This is a genomic window from Streptomyces sp. V3I8 (assembly GCF_030817535.1).
Taxonomy (GTDB): Bacteria; Actinomycetota; Actinomycetes; order Streptomycetales; family Streptomycetaceae; genus Streptomyces.
This window is the reverse complement of sequence record NZ_JAUSZL010000002.1, coordinates 4,481,151-4,494,547: the sequence shown is the minus strand read 5'-3', so window position 1 is coordinate 4,494,547 and position 13,397 is coordinate 4,481,151. Positions and strand designations below refer to the sequence as shown.

At 70.7% G+C, this 13,397-nt stretch carries 13 protein-coding genes; 7 read left to right on the top strand and 6 right to left on the bottom strand.

Annotation, left to right across the window (positions count from 1 at the left end; translation table 11 throughout):
* Window positions 1-67: 67 nt before the first annotated feature.
* Window positions 68-556, bottom strand: a complete 489-nt coding sequence (locus QFZ75_RS19960) for an SseB family protein (RefSeq protein WP_307538785.1) — start codon at window positions 554-556, stop codon at window positions 68-70.
* A gap of 226 nt (window positions 557-782) precedes the next feature.
* Between QFZ75_RS19960 and QFZ75_RS19955 the strand changes: the two genes are divergently transcribed.
* The 3 genes from QFZ75_RS19955 to QFZ75_RS19945 all read left to right on the top strand — a co-directional run bounded on the left by QFZ75_RS19955 (window position 783) and on the right by QFZ75_RS19945 (window position 4,561).
* Window positions 783-2,609, top strand: a complete 1,827-nt coding sequence (locus tag QFZ75_RS19955) for an acyl-CoA dehydrogenase (RefSeq protein WP_307538783.1) — start codon at window positions 783-785, stop codon at window positions 2,607-2,609.
* 245 nt (window positions 2,610-2,854) lie between these two features.
* Window positions 2,855-4,153, top strand: coding sequence for a M18 family aminopeptidase (locus tag QFZ75_RS19950; RefSeq protein WP_307538781.1), 1,299 nt, complete (start codon window positions 2,855-2,857; stop codon window positions 4,151-4,153).
* A gap of 156 nt (window positions 4,154-4,309) precedes the next feature.
* The gene (locus QFZ75_RS19945) at window positions 4,310-4,561 is read left to right on the top strand and encodes a DUF6458 family protein (RefSeq protein ID WP_307538779.1); all 252 of its coding nucleotides are present in this window, start codon (window positions 4,310-4,312) and stop codon (window positions 4,559-4,561) included.
* 29 nt (window positions 4,562-4,590) lie between these two features.
* Here QFZ75_RS19945 and QFZ75_RS19940 read toward each other — a convergent pair whose 3' ends face one another.
* The gene (locus QFZ75_RS19940) at window positions 4,591-5,031 is read right to left on the bottom strand and encodes a cupin domain-containing protein (RefSeq protein ID WP_307538778.1); all 441 of its coding nucleotides are present in this window, start codon (window positions 5,029-5,031) and stop codon (window positions 4,591-4,593) included.
* 51 nt (window positions 5,032-5,082) lie between these two features.
* Between QFZ75_RS19940 and QFZ75_RS19935 the strand changes: the two genes are divergently transcribed.
* Together QFZ75_RS19935 and QFZ75_RS19930 are read left to right on the top strand one after the other, a co-directional pair.
* Complete coding sequence (locus QFZ75_RS19935) at window positions 5,083-6,072, top strand: GlxA family transcriptional regulator (RefSeq protein WP_307538776.1); 990 nt, start codon at window positions 5,083-5,085, stop codon at window positions 6,070-6,072.
* A complete protein-coding gene (locus tag QFZ75_RS19930) occupies window positions 6,069-6,563 on the top strand; it encodes an LURP-one-related/scramblase family protein (RefSeq protein ID WP_307538774.1) in 495 nt (164 codons plus the stop codon). Before QFZ75_RS19935 ends, QFZ75_RS19930 begins: the two co-directional genes overlap by 4 nt.
* 174 nt (window positions 6,564-6,737) lie before the next feature.
* On the opposite strand, the gene QFZ75_RS19925 is transcribed toward QFZ75_RS19930, so the two are convergent.
* The gene (locus QFZ75_RS19925) at window positions 6,738-7,556 is read right to left on the bottom strand and encodes a carbon-nitrogen family hydrolase (RefSeq protein WP_307538772.1); all 819 of its coding nucleotides are present in this window, start codon (window positions 7,554-7,556) and stop codon (window positions 6,738-6,740) included.
* A gap of 156 nt (window positions 7,557-7,712) precedes the next feature.
* Here QFZ75_RS19925 and QFZ75_RS19920 point away from each other — a divergent pair, with 156 nt between their 5' ends.
* Window positions 7,713-8,537: a maleylpyruvate isomerase family mycothiol-dependent enzyme gene (locus QFZ75_RS19920; protein WP_307538770.1), complete on the top strand. Its 825-nt coding sequence runs from the start codon at window positions 7,713-7,715 to the stop codon at window positions 8,535-8,537.
* A 67-nt stretch (window positions 8,538-8,604) separates the two neighbouring features.
* Here QFZ75_RS19920 and QFZ75_RS19915 read toward each other — a convergent pair whose 3' ends face one another.
* Together QFZ75_RS19915 and QFZ75_RS19910 are read right to left on the bottom strand one after the other, a co-directional pair.
* The gene (locus tag QFZ75_RS19915) at window positions 8,605-9,933 is read right to left on the bottom strand and encodes a nitrate/nitrite transporter (protein ID WP_307538768.1); all 1,329 of its coding nucleotides are present in this window, start codon (window positions 9,931-9,933) and stop codon (window positions 8,605-8,607) included.
* Complete coding sequence (locus tag QFZ75_RS19910; RefSeq protein ID WP_373465901.1) at window positions 9,930-10,682, bottom strand: GntR family transcriptional regulator; 753 nt, start codon at window positions 10,680-10,682, stop codon at window positions 9,930-9,932. Before QFZ75_RS19910 ends, QFZ75_RS19915 begins: the two co-directional genes overlap by 4 nt.
* A gap of 203 nt (window positions 10,683-10,885) precedes the next feature.
* On the opposite strand from QFZ75_RS19910, the gene QFZ75_RS19905 reads away from it, so the two are divergent.
* Window positions 10,886-11,782: a D-alanyl-D-alanine carboxypeptidase family protein gene (locus tag QFZ75_RS19905; protein ID WP_307538764.1), complete on the top strand. Its 897-nt coding sequence runs from the start codon at window positions 10,886-10,888 to the stop codon at window positions 11,780-11,782.
* 102 nt (window positions 11,783-11,884) lie between these two features.
* Here the strand turns inward: QFZ75_RS19905 and QFZ75_RS19900 are convergent, their stop codons facing one another.
* Window positions 11,885-13,387 carry a dihydrolipoamide acetyltransferase family protein gene (locus QFZ75_RS19900; protein WP_307538762.1) on the bottom strand — a complete coding sequence of 501 codons (1,503 nt, stop codon included), beginning with the start codon at window positions 13,385-13,387 and terminating at the stop codon, window positions 11,885-11,887.
* Window positions 13,388-13,397: the final 10 nt, after the last annotated feature.

Here is a 13,397-nt window from a genome sequence, read left to right as displayed (position 1 = left end):
CCCGCGGCGCACCACGCACCCGGGCCGCCCGGGCCGCCCCGCTCGGGGGGACCCGTCGGGACGGACCTCAGCCGTACATGCGGCGCATCGCGAAGTCCACCATCTGCTCGACCGCCTTCGCGTCGAAGACGATGCGGTGCTCACCCTCCATGTCGAGGACGAAGCCGTAACCGGTGGGCAGCAGGTCGATCACCTCGGCCCCGGTGATCACGAAGTACTTGGACTCCTTGCCGGCGTACCGGCGCAGCTCCTTGAGCGAGGTGAACATCGGGATCACGGGCTGCTGGGTGTTGTGCAGCGCCAGGAACCCCGGGTTGTCGCCGCGCGGGCAGTAGACCTTGGACGTGGCGAAGACCTGCTGGAAGTCCTCGGGGGTCAGCGACCCCGTGGTGAACGCGCGCACCGCGTCCGCGAGCGACGGCGGCGACGGCTCGGGGTAGAGCGGCGCCTGCTGCCCGTACCCGCCGACCCCGCCGGGCATCTGCTGCTGCGGCGGTGGCTGGGGCTGCGCGTACTGCTGCTGCCCCGGTCCCACGTTCTGGTCGTAGCCGTACATGCGGCAAGACTACCGAGGGCACGGGGGCCCAGGGCCGTCCATGCCCGTTTTCCTCGAACAGGTGGCGGACCCGTCGTCTCGCGCCCGAAGGTGGAGCCTGCTCACACTTGGGCAAACAGGGGTTGCTTCTTATTACCGACGGGTAGCATCATCGTAGCTACTAGTTGGTACATAAACCAGGTACGAGGAACCACCACCTCCCCGATCCCTTAACGGAGCCGTCGCCATGGGGCACTACAAGTCGAATCTCCGCGACATCGAGTTCAACCTCTTCGAGGTGCTCGGGCGCGACAAGCTGTACGGCACCGGCCCGTTCGCGGAGATGGACACCGAGACCGCCAGGAGCATCCTCGAAGAGCTGACCCGCCTCTCGGAGAACGAGCTGGCGGAGTCCTTCGCGGAGGCCGACCGCACCCCCCCGGTCTTCGACCCGGAGACGAACACCGCGCCCGTGCCGGCGTCCTTCAAGAAGTCCTACCAGGCCTTCATGGACTCCGAGTACTGGCGGCTGGGCCTGCCCGAGGAGATCGGCGGCACCACCGCGCCCCGCTCCCTGATCTGGGCGTACGCGGAGCTGGTGCTCGGCGCGAACCCGGCGGTCTGGATGTACTCCTCGGGCCCCGCGTTCGCGGGCATCCTCTTCGACGAGGGCAACGAGGTCCAGAAGCACATCGCGAAGATCGCCGTCGACCGGCAGTGGGGCTCCACCATGGTGCTCACCGAGCCGGACGCCGGCTCGGACGTCGGCGCCGGCCGCACCAAGGCGGTCCAGCAGGAGGACGGCTCCTGGCACATCGAGGGCGTGAAGCGGTTCATCACGTCCGGTGAGCACGACATGTCGGAGAACATCCTCCACTACGTGCTCGCCCGCCCCGAGGGCGCAGGACCCGGCACCAAGGGCCTGTCCCTCTTCCTCGTCCCGAAGTTCGAGTTCGACTTCGAGACCGGCGAGCTGGGCGAGCGCAACGGCGTGTACGCCACGAACGTCGAGCACAAGATGGGCATCAAGGCGTCCAACACCTGCGAGATGACGTTCGGCGACCGCCACCCCGCCAGGGGCTGGCTCATCGGCGACAAGCACGACGGCATCCGCCAGATGTTCCGCATCATCGAGTTCGCCCGCATGATGGTCGGCACGAAGGCGATCTCCACGCTCTCGACGGGCTACCTGAACGCGCTGGAGTACGCCAAGGAGCGCGTCCAGGGCCCCGACCTCGCGCAGTTCATGGACAAGACCGCGCCCAAGGTCACCATCACGCACCACCCGGACGTACGCCGCTCGCTGATGACGCAGAAGGCGTACGCGGAGGGCATGCGCGCGCTGGTGCTGCACACCGCCGCGATCCAGGACGAGATCCAGGTCAAGGAGGCCGAGGGCGCGGACGCCTCCGCCCTGGAGGCCATGAACGACCTGCTCCTGCCGATCGTGAAGGGCTACGGCTCCGAGAAGGGCTACGAGCAGCTCGCCCAGTCGCTGCAGACGTACGGCGGCTCCGGGTTCCTCCAGGAGTACCCGGTCGAGCAGTACATCCGGGACGCGAAGATCGACACCCTGTACGAGGGCACGACCGCGATCCAGGGCCAGGACTTCTTCTTCCGGAAGATCGTCCGCAACCAGGGCGCGGCGCTGAACTCGCTCGCCGAGGACATCAAGAAGTTCCTGGCGCTCGGCACGGGCGGCGAGGAGCTGTCCGGCGCCCGTGACCACCTCGCCAAGGCGGCCGTCGAGCTGGAGGCCATCGTCGGCCTGATGCTCACCGACCTCGCGGCGACCGAGCAGGACGTGAAGAACATCTACAAGGTCGGGCTGAACACCACCCGCCTGCTGATGGCCTCCGGTGACGTCGTCGTCGGCTACCTGCTCCTGAAGGGCGCGGCCGTGGCCGCCGAGAAACTGGAGACGGCGTCCGCCAAGGACAGGGCCTTCTACACCGGCAAGATCGCGGCGGCCCGGTTCTTCGCCGCCAACGTCCTGCCGGGCGTCACCGGCGCCCGCAAGCTCGCCGAGTCCGTGGAGCTGGACCTGATGGAGCTGGACGAAGCGGCGTTCTGACCGGATGCCCACCCTCCGGGGGTCCCGGACAGGCTGAAGAAGAAAGGCGGGGCGCAGCCCCCGCCCTTCCTCAGGGGCGCGGGGAACCGCGCGACCGGCCACGCGCGACCCGCACCCGGGAACGCGGGCCCGCCGGGCAGGGCCGCATCCCCGCCCCTCCCCGGCGGAGCCGTCTGTACAGACCCCTCACCAGGGCCCGTTCCCATCCCCGGGAGCGGGCCCTCGTACGTCGTTAAGGTGAACCCATGCGCACACCCCCACGCTTCGACCGCGGCCACACCGACGACCTCATGTCCTTCCTGGCGGCGAGTCCGTCCCCGTACCACGCGGTGGCGAACGCCGCCGAGCGGCTGGAGAAGGCCGGTTTCCGCCAGGTCGCGGAGACCGACGCATGGGACGGGACCACCGGCGGGAAGTACGTGCTGCGCGGCGGCGCGATCGTGGCCTGGTACGTGCCGGAGGGCACCGAACCGCACACCGCCTTCCGCATCGTCGGGGCGCACACCGACTCCCCCAACCTGCGGGTGAAGCCGCGCCCCGACAGCGGCGGCCACGGCTTCAGACAGGTCGCCGTCGAGATCTACGGCGGCCCGCTGCTCAACTCCTGGCTGGACCGGGACCTGGGCCTGGCCGGCCGGCTGTCGCTGCGGGACGGCTCGACGCGGCTCGTGAACATCGACCGCGCGCTGCTGCGGGTGCCGCAGCTCGCCATCCACCTGGACCGCTCCGTCACCGCCGAGGGCCTCAAGCTCGACAAGCAGCGGCACCTGCAGCCCGTCTGGGGCCTGGGCGACGACGTGCGCGACGGCGATCTGATCCGCTTCGTCGAGCAGGAGGCCGGCATCGCCGAGGGCGAGACCACCGGCTGGGACCTGATGGTCCACCCCATCGAACCGCCCTCCTACCTGGGCCGCGACAAGGACCTGGTCGCGGGCCCGCGGATGGACAACCTGCTGTCCGTGCACGCCGGTACGGCGGCCCTGGCCGCCGTGGCGACCGCCGAGGAACCCCTGCCGTACATCCCGGTCCTCGCGGCGTTCGACCACGAGGAGAACGGTTCGCAGTCCGACACGGGGGCGGACGGCCCGCTGCTCGGCAGCGTGCTGGAACGTTCGGTCTATGCCCGCGGAGGGTCGTTCGAGGACCGGGCGCGCGCTTTCGCCGGCACGGTCTGCCTCTCCTCGGACACCGGTCACGCCGTGCACCCCAACTACGCGGAGCGGCACGACCCGACGCACCACCCGCGCGCCGGCCAGGGCCCGATCCTGAAGGTCAACGTCAACAACCGCTACGCCACCGACGGTTCGGGCCGCGCGGTCTTCGCCGCGGCCTGCGAGAAGGCCGGCGTGCCCTTCCAGACGTTCGTCTCCAACAACTCCATGCCGTGCGGCACCACCATCGGGCCCATCACCGCGGCCCGCCACGGCATCAGGACGGTCGACATCGGCGTGGCCATCCTGTCGATGCACAGCGTCCGCGAACTGTGCGGCGCGGACGACCCGTTCCTCCTGGCGAACTCTCTGGTGGCGTTCCTGGAGGGCTAGTTGGCCCGGCGTCCTCCTGATCCACCGTCCGCCCCGGTAGGGCGCGGACGGATCCGCCGCTGCATGGAGGACCGGGTTCCGGGTACTCGTGACGCACCCGGGGGCATACGGTCCCCGGGCCCGGCACGACACCGTGCGCAACAGGAGGCGACACCCATGGGTCTGGGCGGGTGCATCATTCTGATCGCCGTAGGGGCGATCCTCACGTTCGCGACCGACTGGGACATGCAGGGGGTCAACCTCGACCTGGTCGGCGTCATCTTCATGGTCGTCGGACTGATCGGCGTGGCGACGTTCAGCAGCATCGCCAGGCGGCGCAGGGTCGTGGTGCCGCAGCAGAGCACGCAGGTGGTCGACGACACGCGGCACCCCAACTCCACCGGTTACAACGACGGCTACGGCGCCTGACGGGCACACGTACCGGGGACCGCCGGCCGTCAGGTGAGCGGGTGCCCCGTGGTGACGTCCACGTGGTCCGGAACCTCTTCGTGCCGGTCGCCGACGGACAGCGTCCCGGTGGGTTCGAAGACCAGGATCGCCGCGCCCGACGGGGCGGACGGCCTGTGCTCGACACCGCGCGGCACCGTGAAGAGCGACCCCCGGGCGAGTGTGACCGTGCGCTCACCGGCCGGCTCGCGCAGGGCGATGAGCAGCTCGCCCTCCACGACCAGGAAGAACTCGTCGGTGTGGTCATGGGTGTGCCAGACGTGCTCACCTCGCACCTTGGCGAGCCGGACGTCGTAGTCGTTGACGGACGCGACGATACGAGGACTCCACAGCTCGGTGAAGGAGTCGAGGGCGTCGGCGAGGACGACGGGCCGGTCGGCGGCCGGTCGGTCTGCGGTGGGCCGGTCTGCGGTGGGCCTTTGCTTGGTCATGGACTCATCGTGGGGCGTGACGGACGCGTGGACGAGTGCTAGAAATCGCACATGCCGCACGGATCCTCGCACCGCGTCGCCGTCGTCGTCGACGAGGGCACCAACCCCTTCGAAGTCGGCGTCGCGACCGAGCTGTTCGGACTGCCCCGCCCCGAACTCGGCCTCCCGGCGCCGCTGTACGAACTGACGCTGTGCACACCCGCCCCCGAGATCCGGATGAACCACGGCTTCTTCACGCTGAGCGGGGTGCCCGGCCTCGACGCGGCGGACGGGGCGGACACGCTCGTCGTGCCCGGCCGCCCCGACAACGTCGTGCCGCGCGGCGAGGCCGTGCTCGACGTGATCCGACGCACCCACGCGCGGGGCGCCCGCGTGGTGAGCCTGTGCACCGGCAGCTTCGCGCTCGCCGAGGCCGGGATCCTGGACGGCCGCCGGGCCACCACGCACTGGCGCTGGGCCGGCCTCTTCCGGGAGCTCCATCCGAAGGTCCTCCTGGAGCCGGACGTCCTCTTCGTCGACGAGGGTGACGTGCTGACCGCGGCCGGCAGCGCGGCCGCGCTCGATCTCGGCCTGCACATCGTGCGGCGCGACCACGGCGCCGAGATCGCGAACGCCGTGTCCCGGCGGCTCGTCTTCGCCGCCCACCGTGACGGTGGGCAGCGGCAGTTCGTCGAACGGCCCGTGCCCGACGTACCCGACGAGTCGCTGGCACCGCTGCTCGCCTGGGCCGCGGAGCGGATCGGCGACCCCCTGACGGTCGCCGACCTGGCGACCCGCGCGGCGGTCAGCCCGGCCACGCTGCACCGCCGCTTCCGCGCCCAGCTCGGTACCACCCCGCTGGCCTGGCTGACCGGCGAACGGGTGGCGCTGGCCTGCCGGCTCATCGAGCGCGGCGAGGAACGCCTGGACGTCGTGGCCCGGCACAGCGGCCTCGGCACCGCCGCCAACCTGCGGACACGGCTGCGGCGCGAGACCGGACTCAGCCCGTCGGCCTATCGGCGGCGTTTCGGGCCTGTCGCCGGGGAAGCACCAAAGGTATGAAATTCCTCGTACGCGACCGGATCCTGGGTATCGGTGACGACTACTGGATCGAGGACGAGCAGGGCCGCAAGGCCTTCCTCGTCGACGGCAAGGCGATGCGGCTGCGGGACACCTTCGAGCTGAAGGATCCGCAGGGGCGGGTGCTGATCGACATCCACAAGAAGATGCTCGCGCTGCGGGACACGATGGCCGTCGAGCGGGACGGCGAGCCGCTGGCGACCATCCGCAGGAAGCGGCTGTCGCTGCTGCGCAACCACTACCGCGTCGCGCTCGCCGACGGCACCGAGCTGGATGTCAGCGGCAAGATCCTCGACCGGGAGTTCGTCGTCGAGTACGACGGGCAGATGCTGGCCCACATCTCGCGCCGCTGGCTGCGGGTGAGGGAGACGTACGGCGTCGAGATCGTACGGGAGGACGCGGACCCGGCACTGCTGATCGCGGTGGCGGTGTGCGTCATCCACCTGGCGGAGAAGGAGAGGGAGTCCGACTGAGGGATCCCCGCCCCCGGCCGGGCCGAGAGATTCGCGGCTCGGCCGCGACATCCTCGGCCCGGCCGGCGCTTGAGGACCGGGGGTCCGGGGGCAGCGCCCCCGCGCAGTGACGGGAAGGACAGGGGCGGCAGGGGCGGAGGCGGAGGCGGGGGCGGGGCGAAAACCGGAGGCAGGTCACCCGCGCGGCGCCGCAACCCCCATCAGCCGGTCCTTCAGCGCCGGGAACTGCTCCCGCGTGACCCCCACCTTCGCGGGATCGAACTCCACGGTGAGGACCTCCTCACCGTCCCCCGCCTCGGCGAGGACCTCCCCCCACGGATCCACCACGACGGAGTGCCCCGCCTGCGGCACCCCCGCATGCTCCCCGCCCGTCCCGCAGGCCAGCACGAACGCCTGATCCTCGACGGCCCGGGCCCGGGCGAGCAGCGTCCAGTGCGACCGCCGCCGCGCGGGCCAGCCCGCCGGGACGACGAACGTCTGCGCCCCCGCGTCGACGAGTCCGCGGAAGAGCTCGGGGAAGCGGAGGTCGTAACAGGTGGCCAGCCCGAGCGTGGTCCCGGGCAGGGCCACGGTCACCAGCTCGGACCCGGCCCCCATCAGCACGGCCTCACCCTTGTCGAACCCGAACCGGTGGATCTTCCGGTACGAGGCGACGAGTTCACCGGAGGGGGAGAAGACGAGGGAGGTGTTGTAGAGCGCCCCCGCATCGCCGCCGGCGCCGTCGCCGGAGGCAGCCCGTTCGGGGATCGAACCGGCGTGCAGCCACACGCCCGCATCGCTCGCCGCCTTGGCCATCGCCTCGTACGTGGGCCCTTCGAGCGGCTCGGCCTCGGCGCCGAACGACTCGTAGGCGAAGGCACCGGTGGTCCACAGCTCGGGCAGGATCACCAGGTCGGACCCGCTCTGCCGGCTCACCAGCGAGGCGACGCGCCGCCTGCGGGAGTCGACCGGTTCGGCGTCGTCCACGGCGATCTGGAGGAGAGAGGCGCGCACACTACCACCGTCCTGGCATTCGAGCCTTTGATACGGGCCTACGATCGTCACACGAAAGCACTGCCGGGGTGCCTCACAGCAGCGTAACTTAGCGTCCCAAGACACCCGCTCCCTGTGCACTGCCCGCGCCCGAATCGCCCGAGGGGTCCCGTTTCCGTGAGTCTGCATCCGAGCCTTCAGTCCTACGCCGACGCCTGGACCCATTCTATCGACGCGATATCCGAACTGGTGTCGCCGCTGGTGGAGGGGGAATGGAACCGGCGGACTCCATGCCCGGGCTGGTCGGTGCGCGACCTCGTCTCCCATGTGATCGGCCTCGACTGCGAGGCGCTGGGCGACCCCCGGCCGATCCACACGCTCCCCCGCGACCTGTACCACGTGACGAACGAGCACCAGCGGTACATGGAGATGCAGGTCGACGTCCGCCGCCACCACACCGCTCCGGAGATGACCTCCGAGCTGGAGTACACGGTCATCCGCCGCAACCGCCAGCTGCGCAACGAGTCGCGGCAGCCCGGCACGCTGGTGCGCGGCCCGCTCGGCACCGAGGTCACCCTCGAGGAGTCCATGCGCAACCGGGCGTTCGACCTCTGGGTGCACGAACAGGACCTGCGCACCACCCTGGGCCGGCCGGGCAACCTCGACTCCCCGGGTGCGTACATCACCCGTGACGTGCTGCTCAGCAGGCTCCCCAAGGTCGTCGCCAAGGACGCGGGCGCGCCGGCCAACTCGGCGGTCGTCTTCGACGTGCACGGACCGGTCGAGTTCCTGCGCACGGTCCGCGTCGACGCCGACGGTGTCGGTTCGATAGACGGTGCCCCGTCCCTCGGCCCGGCCGCCACGCTCGCCCTCGACTGGGAGACCTACTTCCGCCTGGCCTGCGGCCGGGTGACCCCGGAGGCGGTCTCGGACCGCCTGAAGACGGAGGGCGATCCGGAACTGACAGCGGCGATCTTGAGGAACTTCACGGTGACGCCGTAGTTTCCGGCCTCAGCCCGTCCGGTGTCCGGGGCGGCGGGGGCGGACCCGCCCCCGTGCCCCCACCCGCCTACGCGGGCACATGCACCGTCTCCACCCGGCTCGCGACCAACCGCTCCCGCTCCCGCCGGGCCGCCTGCTTGCGCAGCCGCAGGATCTGGCTCAGTCCGAGGGCCTGCAGGACGAACACCGCCGAGAAGGCGACCGTGTAGCTCCCCCCGGTGGCGTCCAGCAGCACCCCCACCGCGAACAGTGTCGTCATGGACGCGACGAACCCGCCCATGTTGGTGATGCCGGAGGCGGTCCCCTGCCGCTCGGGCGGATTGGCGGGCCGTGCGAAGTCGAACCCGATCATCGACGCGGGTCCGCACGCCCCGAGGACCGCGCACAGCACCACCAGCAGCCACATCGGCGCGTGCTCGGCGGGGTACGCGAGCGTGGCGGCCCACACGACGGCCGTCGACAGGACCGTGCCGAGCGCCAGCGGCAGCCGCGCCGCGTGGTGCCGGGCGACGATCTGCCCGTACACCAGGCCGACGAGCATGTTGGAGAGCACGACGAGCGTGAGGAGTTCGCCGGCCGTCGCCCGGGACAGGCCCTGGGCCTCGACGAGGAACGGCAGTCCCCACAGCAGCAGGAACACCATCGCCGGGAACTGGGTCGTGAAGTGCACCCACAGTCCGAGCCGGGTCCCGGGCTCCCGCCAGGACGCCGCGATCTGGCGGCGCACGTACGCGGCTCCCCGGTGCGGGAAGGGCTCCGGCTCGTGCCCCTCGGGGTGGTCCTTGAGGAACACCAGCATCAGGACGAGGACGACGACACCGGCGACCGAACTCCCCGCGAACGCCGCCGTCCAGCCGACGCCGTGCAGCAGCCGGGCTATGACGAGCGTCGAGACGAGGTTGCCCGCCATGCCCACCAGGCCCGCGAGCTGCGCGACCATCGGTCCGCGCCGGGCCGGGAACCAGCGCGAGCCCAGACGCAGCACGCTGATGAACGTCATCGCGTCACCGCACCCGAGCAGCGCCCGCGAGGCCAGCGCCGTCCCGTAGGTCGGCGAGAACGCGAAGCCCAGCTGTCCGATCGTGAACAGGACGACGCCGAGGGTCAGCACCTTCTTGGTGCCCAGCCGGTCGACCATCAGGCCGACGGGTATCTGCATGCCCGCGTAGACGAGGAGCTGGAGGATCGAGAAGGTCGACAGCGCGGAGGCGTTGACGTGGAAGCGGTCGGCGGCGTCGAGTCCCGCCACCCCCAGCGACGTACGGAAGATGACCGCGACGAAGTAGACGGAGACCCCGACGGACCAGACCGTGACGGCTCTGCGGCCGCCGGGCGGATCGCCGGGCAGGGTGGGCGAGGACGACGAGGACGCCGAGGACGCCGAGGACGAGCTCATCGGACGTCCCCCCGCGCCAGGTTGGAGAACCAGCTGACATGGCGGTGCACCAGGGCGACCGCGGCCTCGGCGTCACCGGAGCGCAGCGCGTCGAGGATCTCCTGGTGCTCGGAGAGCGTCTTGGTGATGCGGTCGGGGTGGGCGTGCATCACGGCGACGCCCATCCTCAGCTGCCGGTCGCGCAGCTGGTCGTAGAGACGGGAGAGGATCTCGTTGCCCCCGCTGCGCACGATCTCGGCGTGGAAGCAGCGGTCGGTGACGGCGGCTCCGGCGAGGTCCCCGGCGGCGGCCTGCTCCTGCTGCCGGGCCAGGAGTTCGGTGAGGCGGTCGATCAGCGCGGGCGGAGCCGGCACCGCCTTGCGGATGGCGTGCGCCTCGACGAGCTGCCGGGTCTCCACCACGTCCGCGATCTCCTGCGCGGAGACGGGCAGCACCAGGGCGCCCTTCTTCGGGTAGAGCCGGATCAGCCCTTCGACCTCCAGCTTCAGCAGCGCCTCGCGCACCGGGGTCCGGGAGACGCCGACGGCCTCCGCCAACTCGCCCTCCGTGAGCAGCGTCCCGCCCTCGTACCGGCGCTCCAGCACGGCCCGCTTGATGTGCGCGTACACACGCTCGGCGGCGGGCGGCTGCTTCGCGGTCCGCCGGTCCGTCTGCTGATCGGTCTGCCGGCCGACCTGTTGACCGGCCTGACGGCCGGACGCGGGCGCGGGTGCGGGTGCGGGTGCGGCGGGGGACGGGGCTGAAGGCATGCGCACAGCATAGATACAACATGTACGCATGATCAGGGGCGGTCCAGGATATGGACGAGGTAAAAAGATCCACCCCGCCTCGTCTCACATACATCCTTCTGTGCTACCTACGAGTCTCAAGGGAAGGCGCCACTTTGAAGTGGCCGTCCTCCTGGGGCATTTGGCACTCTCTCGGTGCTTTCAACGTAATCGGGGTATTCGACTTGAAAACGGCCATCAAGGGTCTACGGGTTCGCAGAGCTGCCGCAGTGGTCTTCACCACCGGAGCCGTGCTCGCCTCCGGAGCTCTCAGCACGGCACCCGCACAGGCCCTCACGGTTCCCACGATCGCCGCCAAGGGCGGCTTCGTGATGAACAACGGCACGGGCACATCGCTCTACACCAAGGCCGCGGACACGCGCCGCTCCACCGGGTCCACGACGAAGATCATGACCGCGAAGGTCGTGCTGTCGCAGCCCAACCTGAACCTGGACACCAAGGTCACCATCCAGAAGGCGTACAGCGACTACATCGTCGCCAACAACGCCTCGTCGGCCCGCCTGATCGTCGGCGACAAGGTCACCGTCCGCCAGCTCCTGTACGGCCTGATGCTGCCGTCCGGCTGCGACGCCGCGTACGCGCTCGCCGACAAGTTCGGTGCCGGTTCGACGCGGGCCGCCCGCGTGAAGTCGTTCATCGGCAAGATGAACAAGCAGGCCAGGGACCTCGGCCTGACGAACACGAAGTTCGACTCGTTCGACGGCATCGGCAACGGCTCGAACTACTCCACGCCGCGCGATCTGACGAAGATCGCCAGCAGCGCGATGAAGAGCGCCAACTTCCGTGCGATCGTGAAGAAGAAGTCGTACACGGCGAAGACCGTGACGAAGACCGGCGGCACCCGCACGATGGCGGCGTGGACCAACACCAACGGTCTGCTCAGCAGCTACAGCGGCTCGATCGGCGTCAAGACCGGCTCCGGCCCGGAGGCCAAGTACTGCCTGGTCTTCGCCGCCACCCGCAACGGGAAGACGGTCATCGGGACCGTGCTCGCCTCGACGTCCATCACGGCGCGCGAGTCGGACGCGAAGAAGATCATGAACTACGGCTTCGCCCGGTAGCGGAGCGGAGAAACACCGCGCCGTTCTCCGCGCCCCTGACAAGGGGCGCGGAGAACGGCGCGGTCTTTTGCCCTCGGGGGCGCGGGGCCAGCCGCCGGACCGCTACCCCCAGGTGATCAACCGCTTGGGCTGTTCGAGAACCGCCGCCACGTCCGCCAGCACCTTGGAGCCCAGCTCCCCGTCCACCAGCCGGTGGTCGAAGGACAGCGCGAGCGTCGTCACCTGACGGGGCCTGACCTTCCCCTTGTGCACCCACGGCTGCGGCTTGATGGACCCGACGGCGAGGATCGCGGACTCGCCCGGGTTGAGGATCGGCGTACCGGTGTCGATGCCGAACACCCCGACGTTGGTGATGGTCACCGTCCCGCCCTGCATGGCCGCCGGCGAGGTGCGACCCTCGCGGGCGGTCCCCACCAGCTCCCCCAGCGCCTCGGCGAGCTGCGGCAGCGTCTTGGCGTGGGCGTCCTTGATGTTCGGGACGATCAGACCGCGGGGCGTGGCGGCCGCGATGCCCAGGTTCACGTAGTGCTTCCGCACGATCTCCTGGTTGGCCTCGTCCCACGAGGCGTTGATGTCCGGGTTGCGCCTGATGGCGACCAGCAGGGCCTTGGAGATCAGCAGCAGCGGGTTCACCCGCAGCCCCTGCAGGTCCTTGTCCTGCTTGAGCTCCTCGACCAGCTTCATCGTGCGCGTCACGTCGACCGTGACGAACTCGGTGACGTGCGGCGCCGTGAACGCCGAGCCGACCATCGCGGCCGCCGTCGCCTTGCGGACCCCCTTGACCGGCACCCGGGTCTCCCGCGCTCCCTCGTACGGGACGGGCGGGGCCGCGGCGGGGGTACGCACCGGGGCCGGCGTCGCCGGAGCCGGGGGCGCCGCGGCGGCCACGGGCTCCGCCACGGGGGCCGGGGCCACCGCCGCGTGCACGTCCTCGCGGGTGATGATCCCGTCCGGGCCGGAGGGGACGACCGCGGCCAGGTCGACCCCGAGGTCCTTGGCCAGCTTGCGCACCGGAGGCTTGGCCAGCGGACGGGTCGCGGGGGCCGCGGGAGCCGCGGGAGCCGCGTGTCCGTTCAGCTCGCGCTGCACCGGCTCGGCCGCCTCCGGCTGCCGGACCGGAACCCCCCTGCGGGGGCGTCGCTTCGTGGAGGCCACCGAGACCCCGTACCCGACGAGGACCGGCTTGCGGGCCTCCGCCTCGGGCTCCTCGGCAGCGGTAGTGGCAGCGGCATCGGCGGTGTCGGCCGATCCGGCGGCAGGAACCGTGGACTGCGCCACGGACTGCGCCGGGGAAGCCGCCGCCGCGGGCGCCTCGGCGGGCGCGGCCGGAGCGGCTCCGCCGCCCACGTCCACCGAGATGATCACCTGGCCGACGTCCACCGTCGTCCCCTCGGGGAAGCACAGCTCGTGCACCACCCCGTCGTAGGGGATCGGCAGCTCGACGGCGGCCTTGGCGGTCTCGACCTCGCACACCACCTGCCCGTCGGTGACCGTGTCACCGGGCCGGACGTACCACTTGAGGATCTCCGCCTCGGTCAGCCCCTCGCCCACGTCGGGCATCTTGAACTCGCGCAGCCCCGCGGCCGTCTCCGTCATCGTCGTCACGACCCTCTCC

Bases quoted from the DNA above. Each gene is read 5' to 3' on its own strand.
- QFZ75_RS19960 (WP_307538785.1), bottom strand. From the start codon at position 556: ATGTACGGCTACGACCAGAACGTGGGACCGGGGCAGCAGCAGTACGCG.
- QFZ75_RS19955 (WP_307538783.1), top strand. From the start codon at position 783: ATGGGGCACTACAAGTCGAATCTCCGCGACATCGAGTTCAACCTCTTC.
- QFZ75_RS19950 (WP_307538781.1), top strand. From the start codon at position 2,855: ATGCGCACACCCCCACGCTTCGACCGCGGCCACACCGACGACCTCATG.
- QFZ75_RS19945 (WP_307538779.1), top strand. From the start codon at position 4,310: ATGGGTCTGGGCGGGTGCATCATTCTGATCGCCGTAGGGGCGATCCTC.
- QFZ75_RS19940 (WP_307538778.1), bottom strand. From the start codon at position 5,031: ATGACCAAGCAAAGGCCCACCGCAGACCGGCCCACCGCAGACCGACCG.
- QFZ75_RS19935 (WP_307538776.1), top strand. From the start codon at position 5,083: ATGCCGCACGGATCCTCGCACCGCGTCGCCGTCGTCGTCGACGAGGGC.
- QFZ75_RS19930 (WP_307538774.1), top strand. From the start codon at position 6,069: ATGAAATTCCTCGTACGCGACCGGATCCTGGGTATCGGTGACGACTAC.
- QFZ75_RS19915 (WP_307538768.1), bottom strand. From the start codon at position 9,933: ATGAGCTCGTCCTCGGCGTCCTCGGCGTCCTCGTCGTCCTCGCCCACC.
- QFZ75_RS19910 (WP_373465901.1), bottom strand. From the start codon at position 10,682: ATGCCTTCAGCCCCGTCCCCCGCCGCACCCGCACCCGCACCCGCGCCC.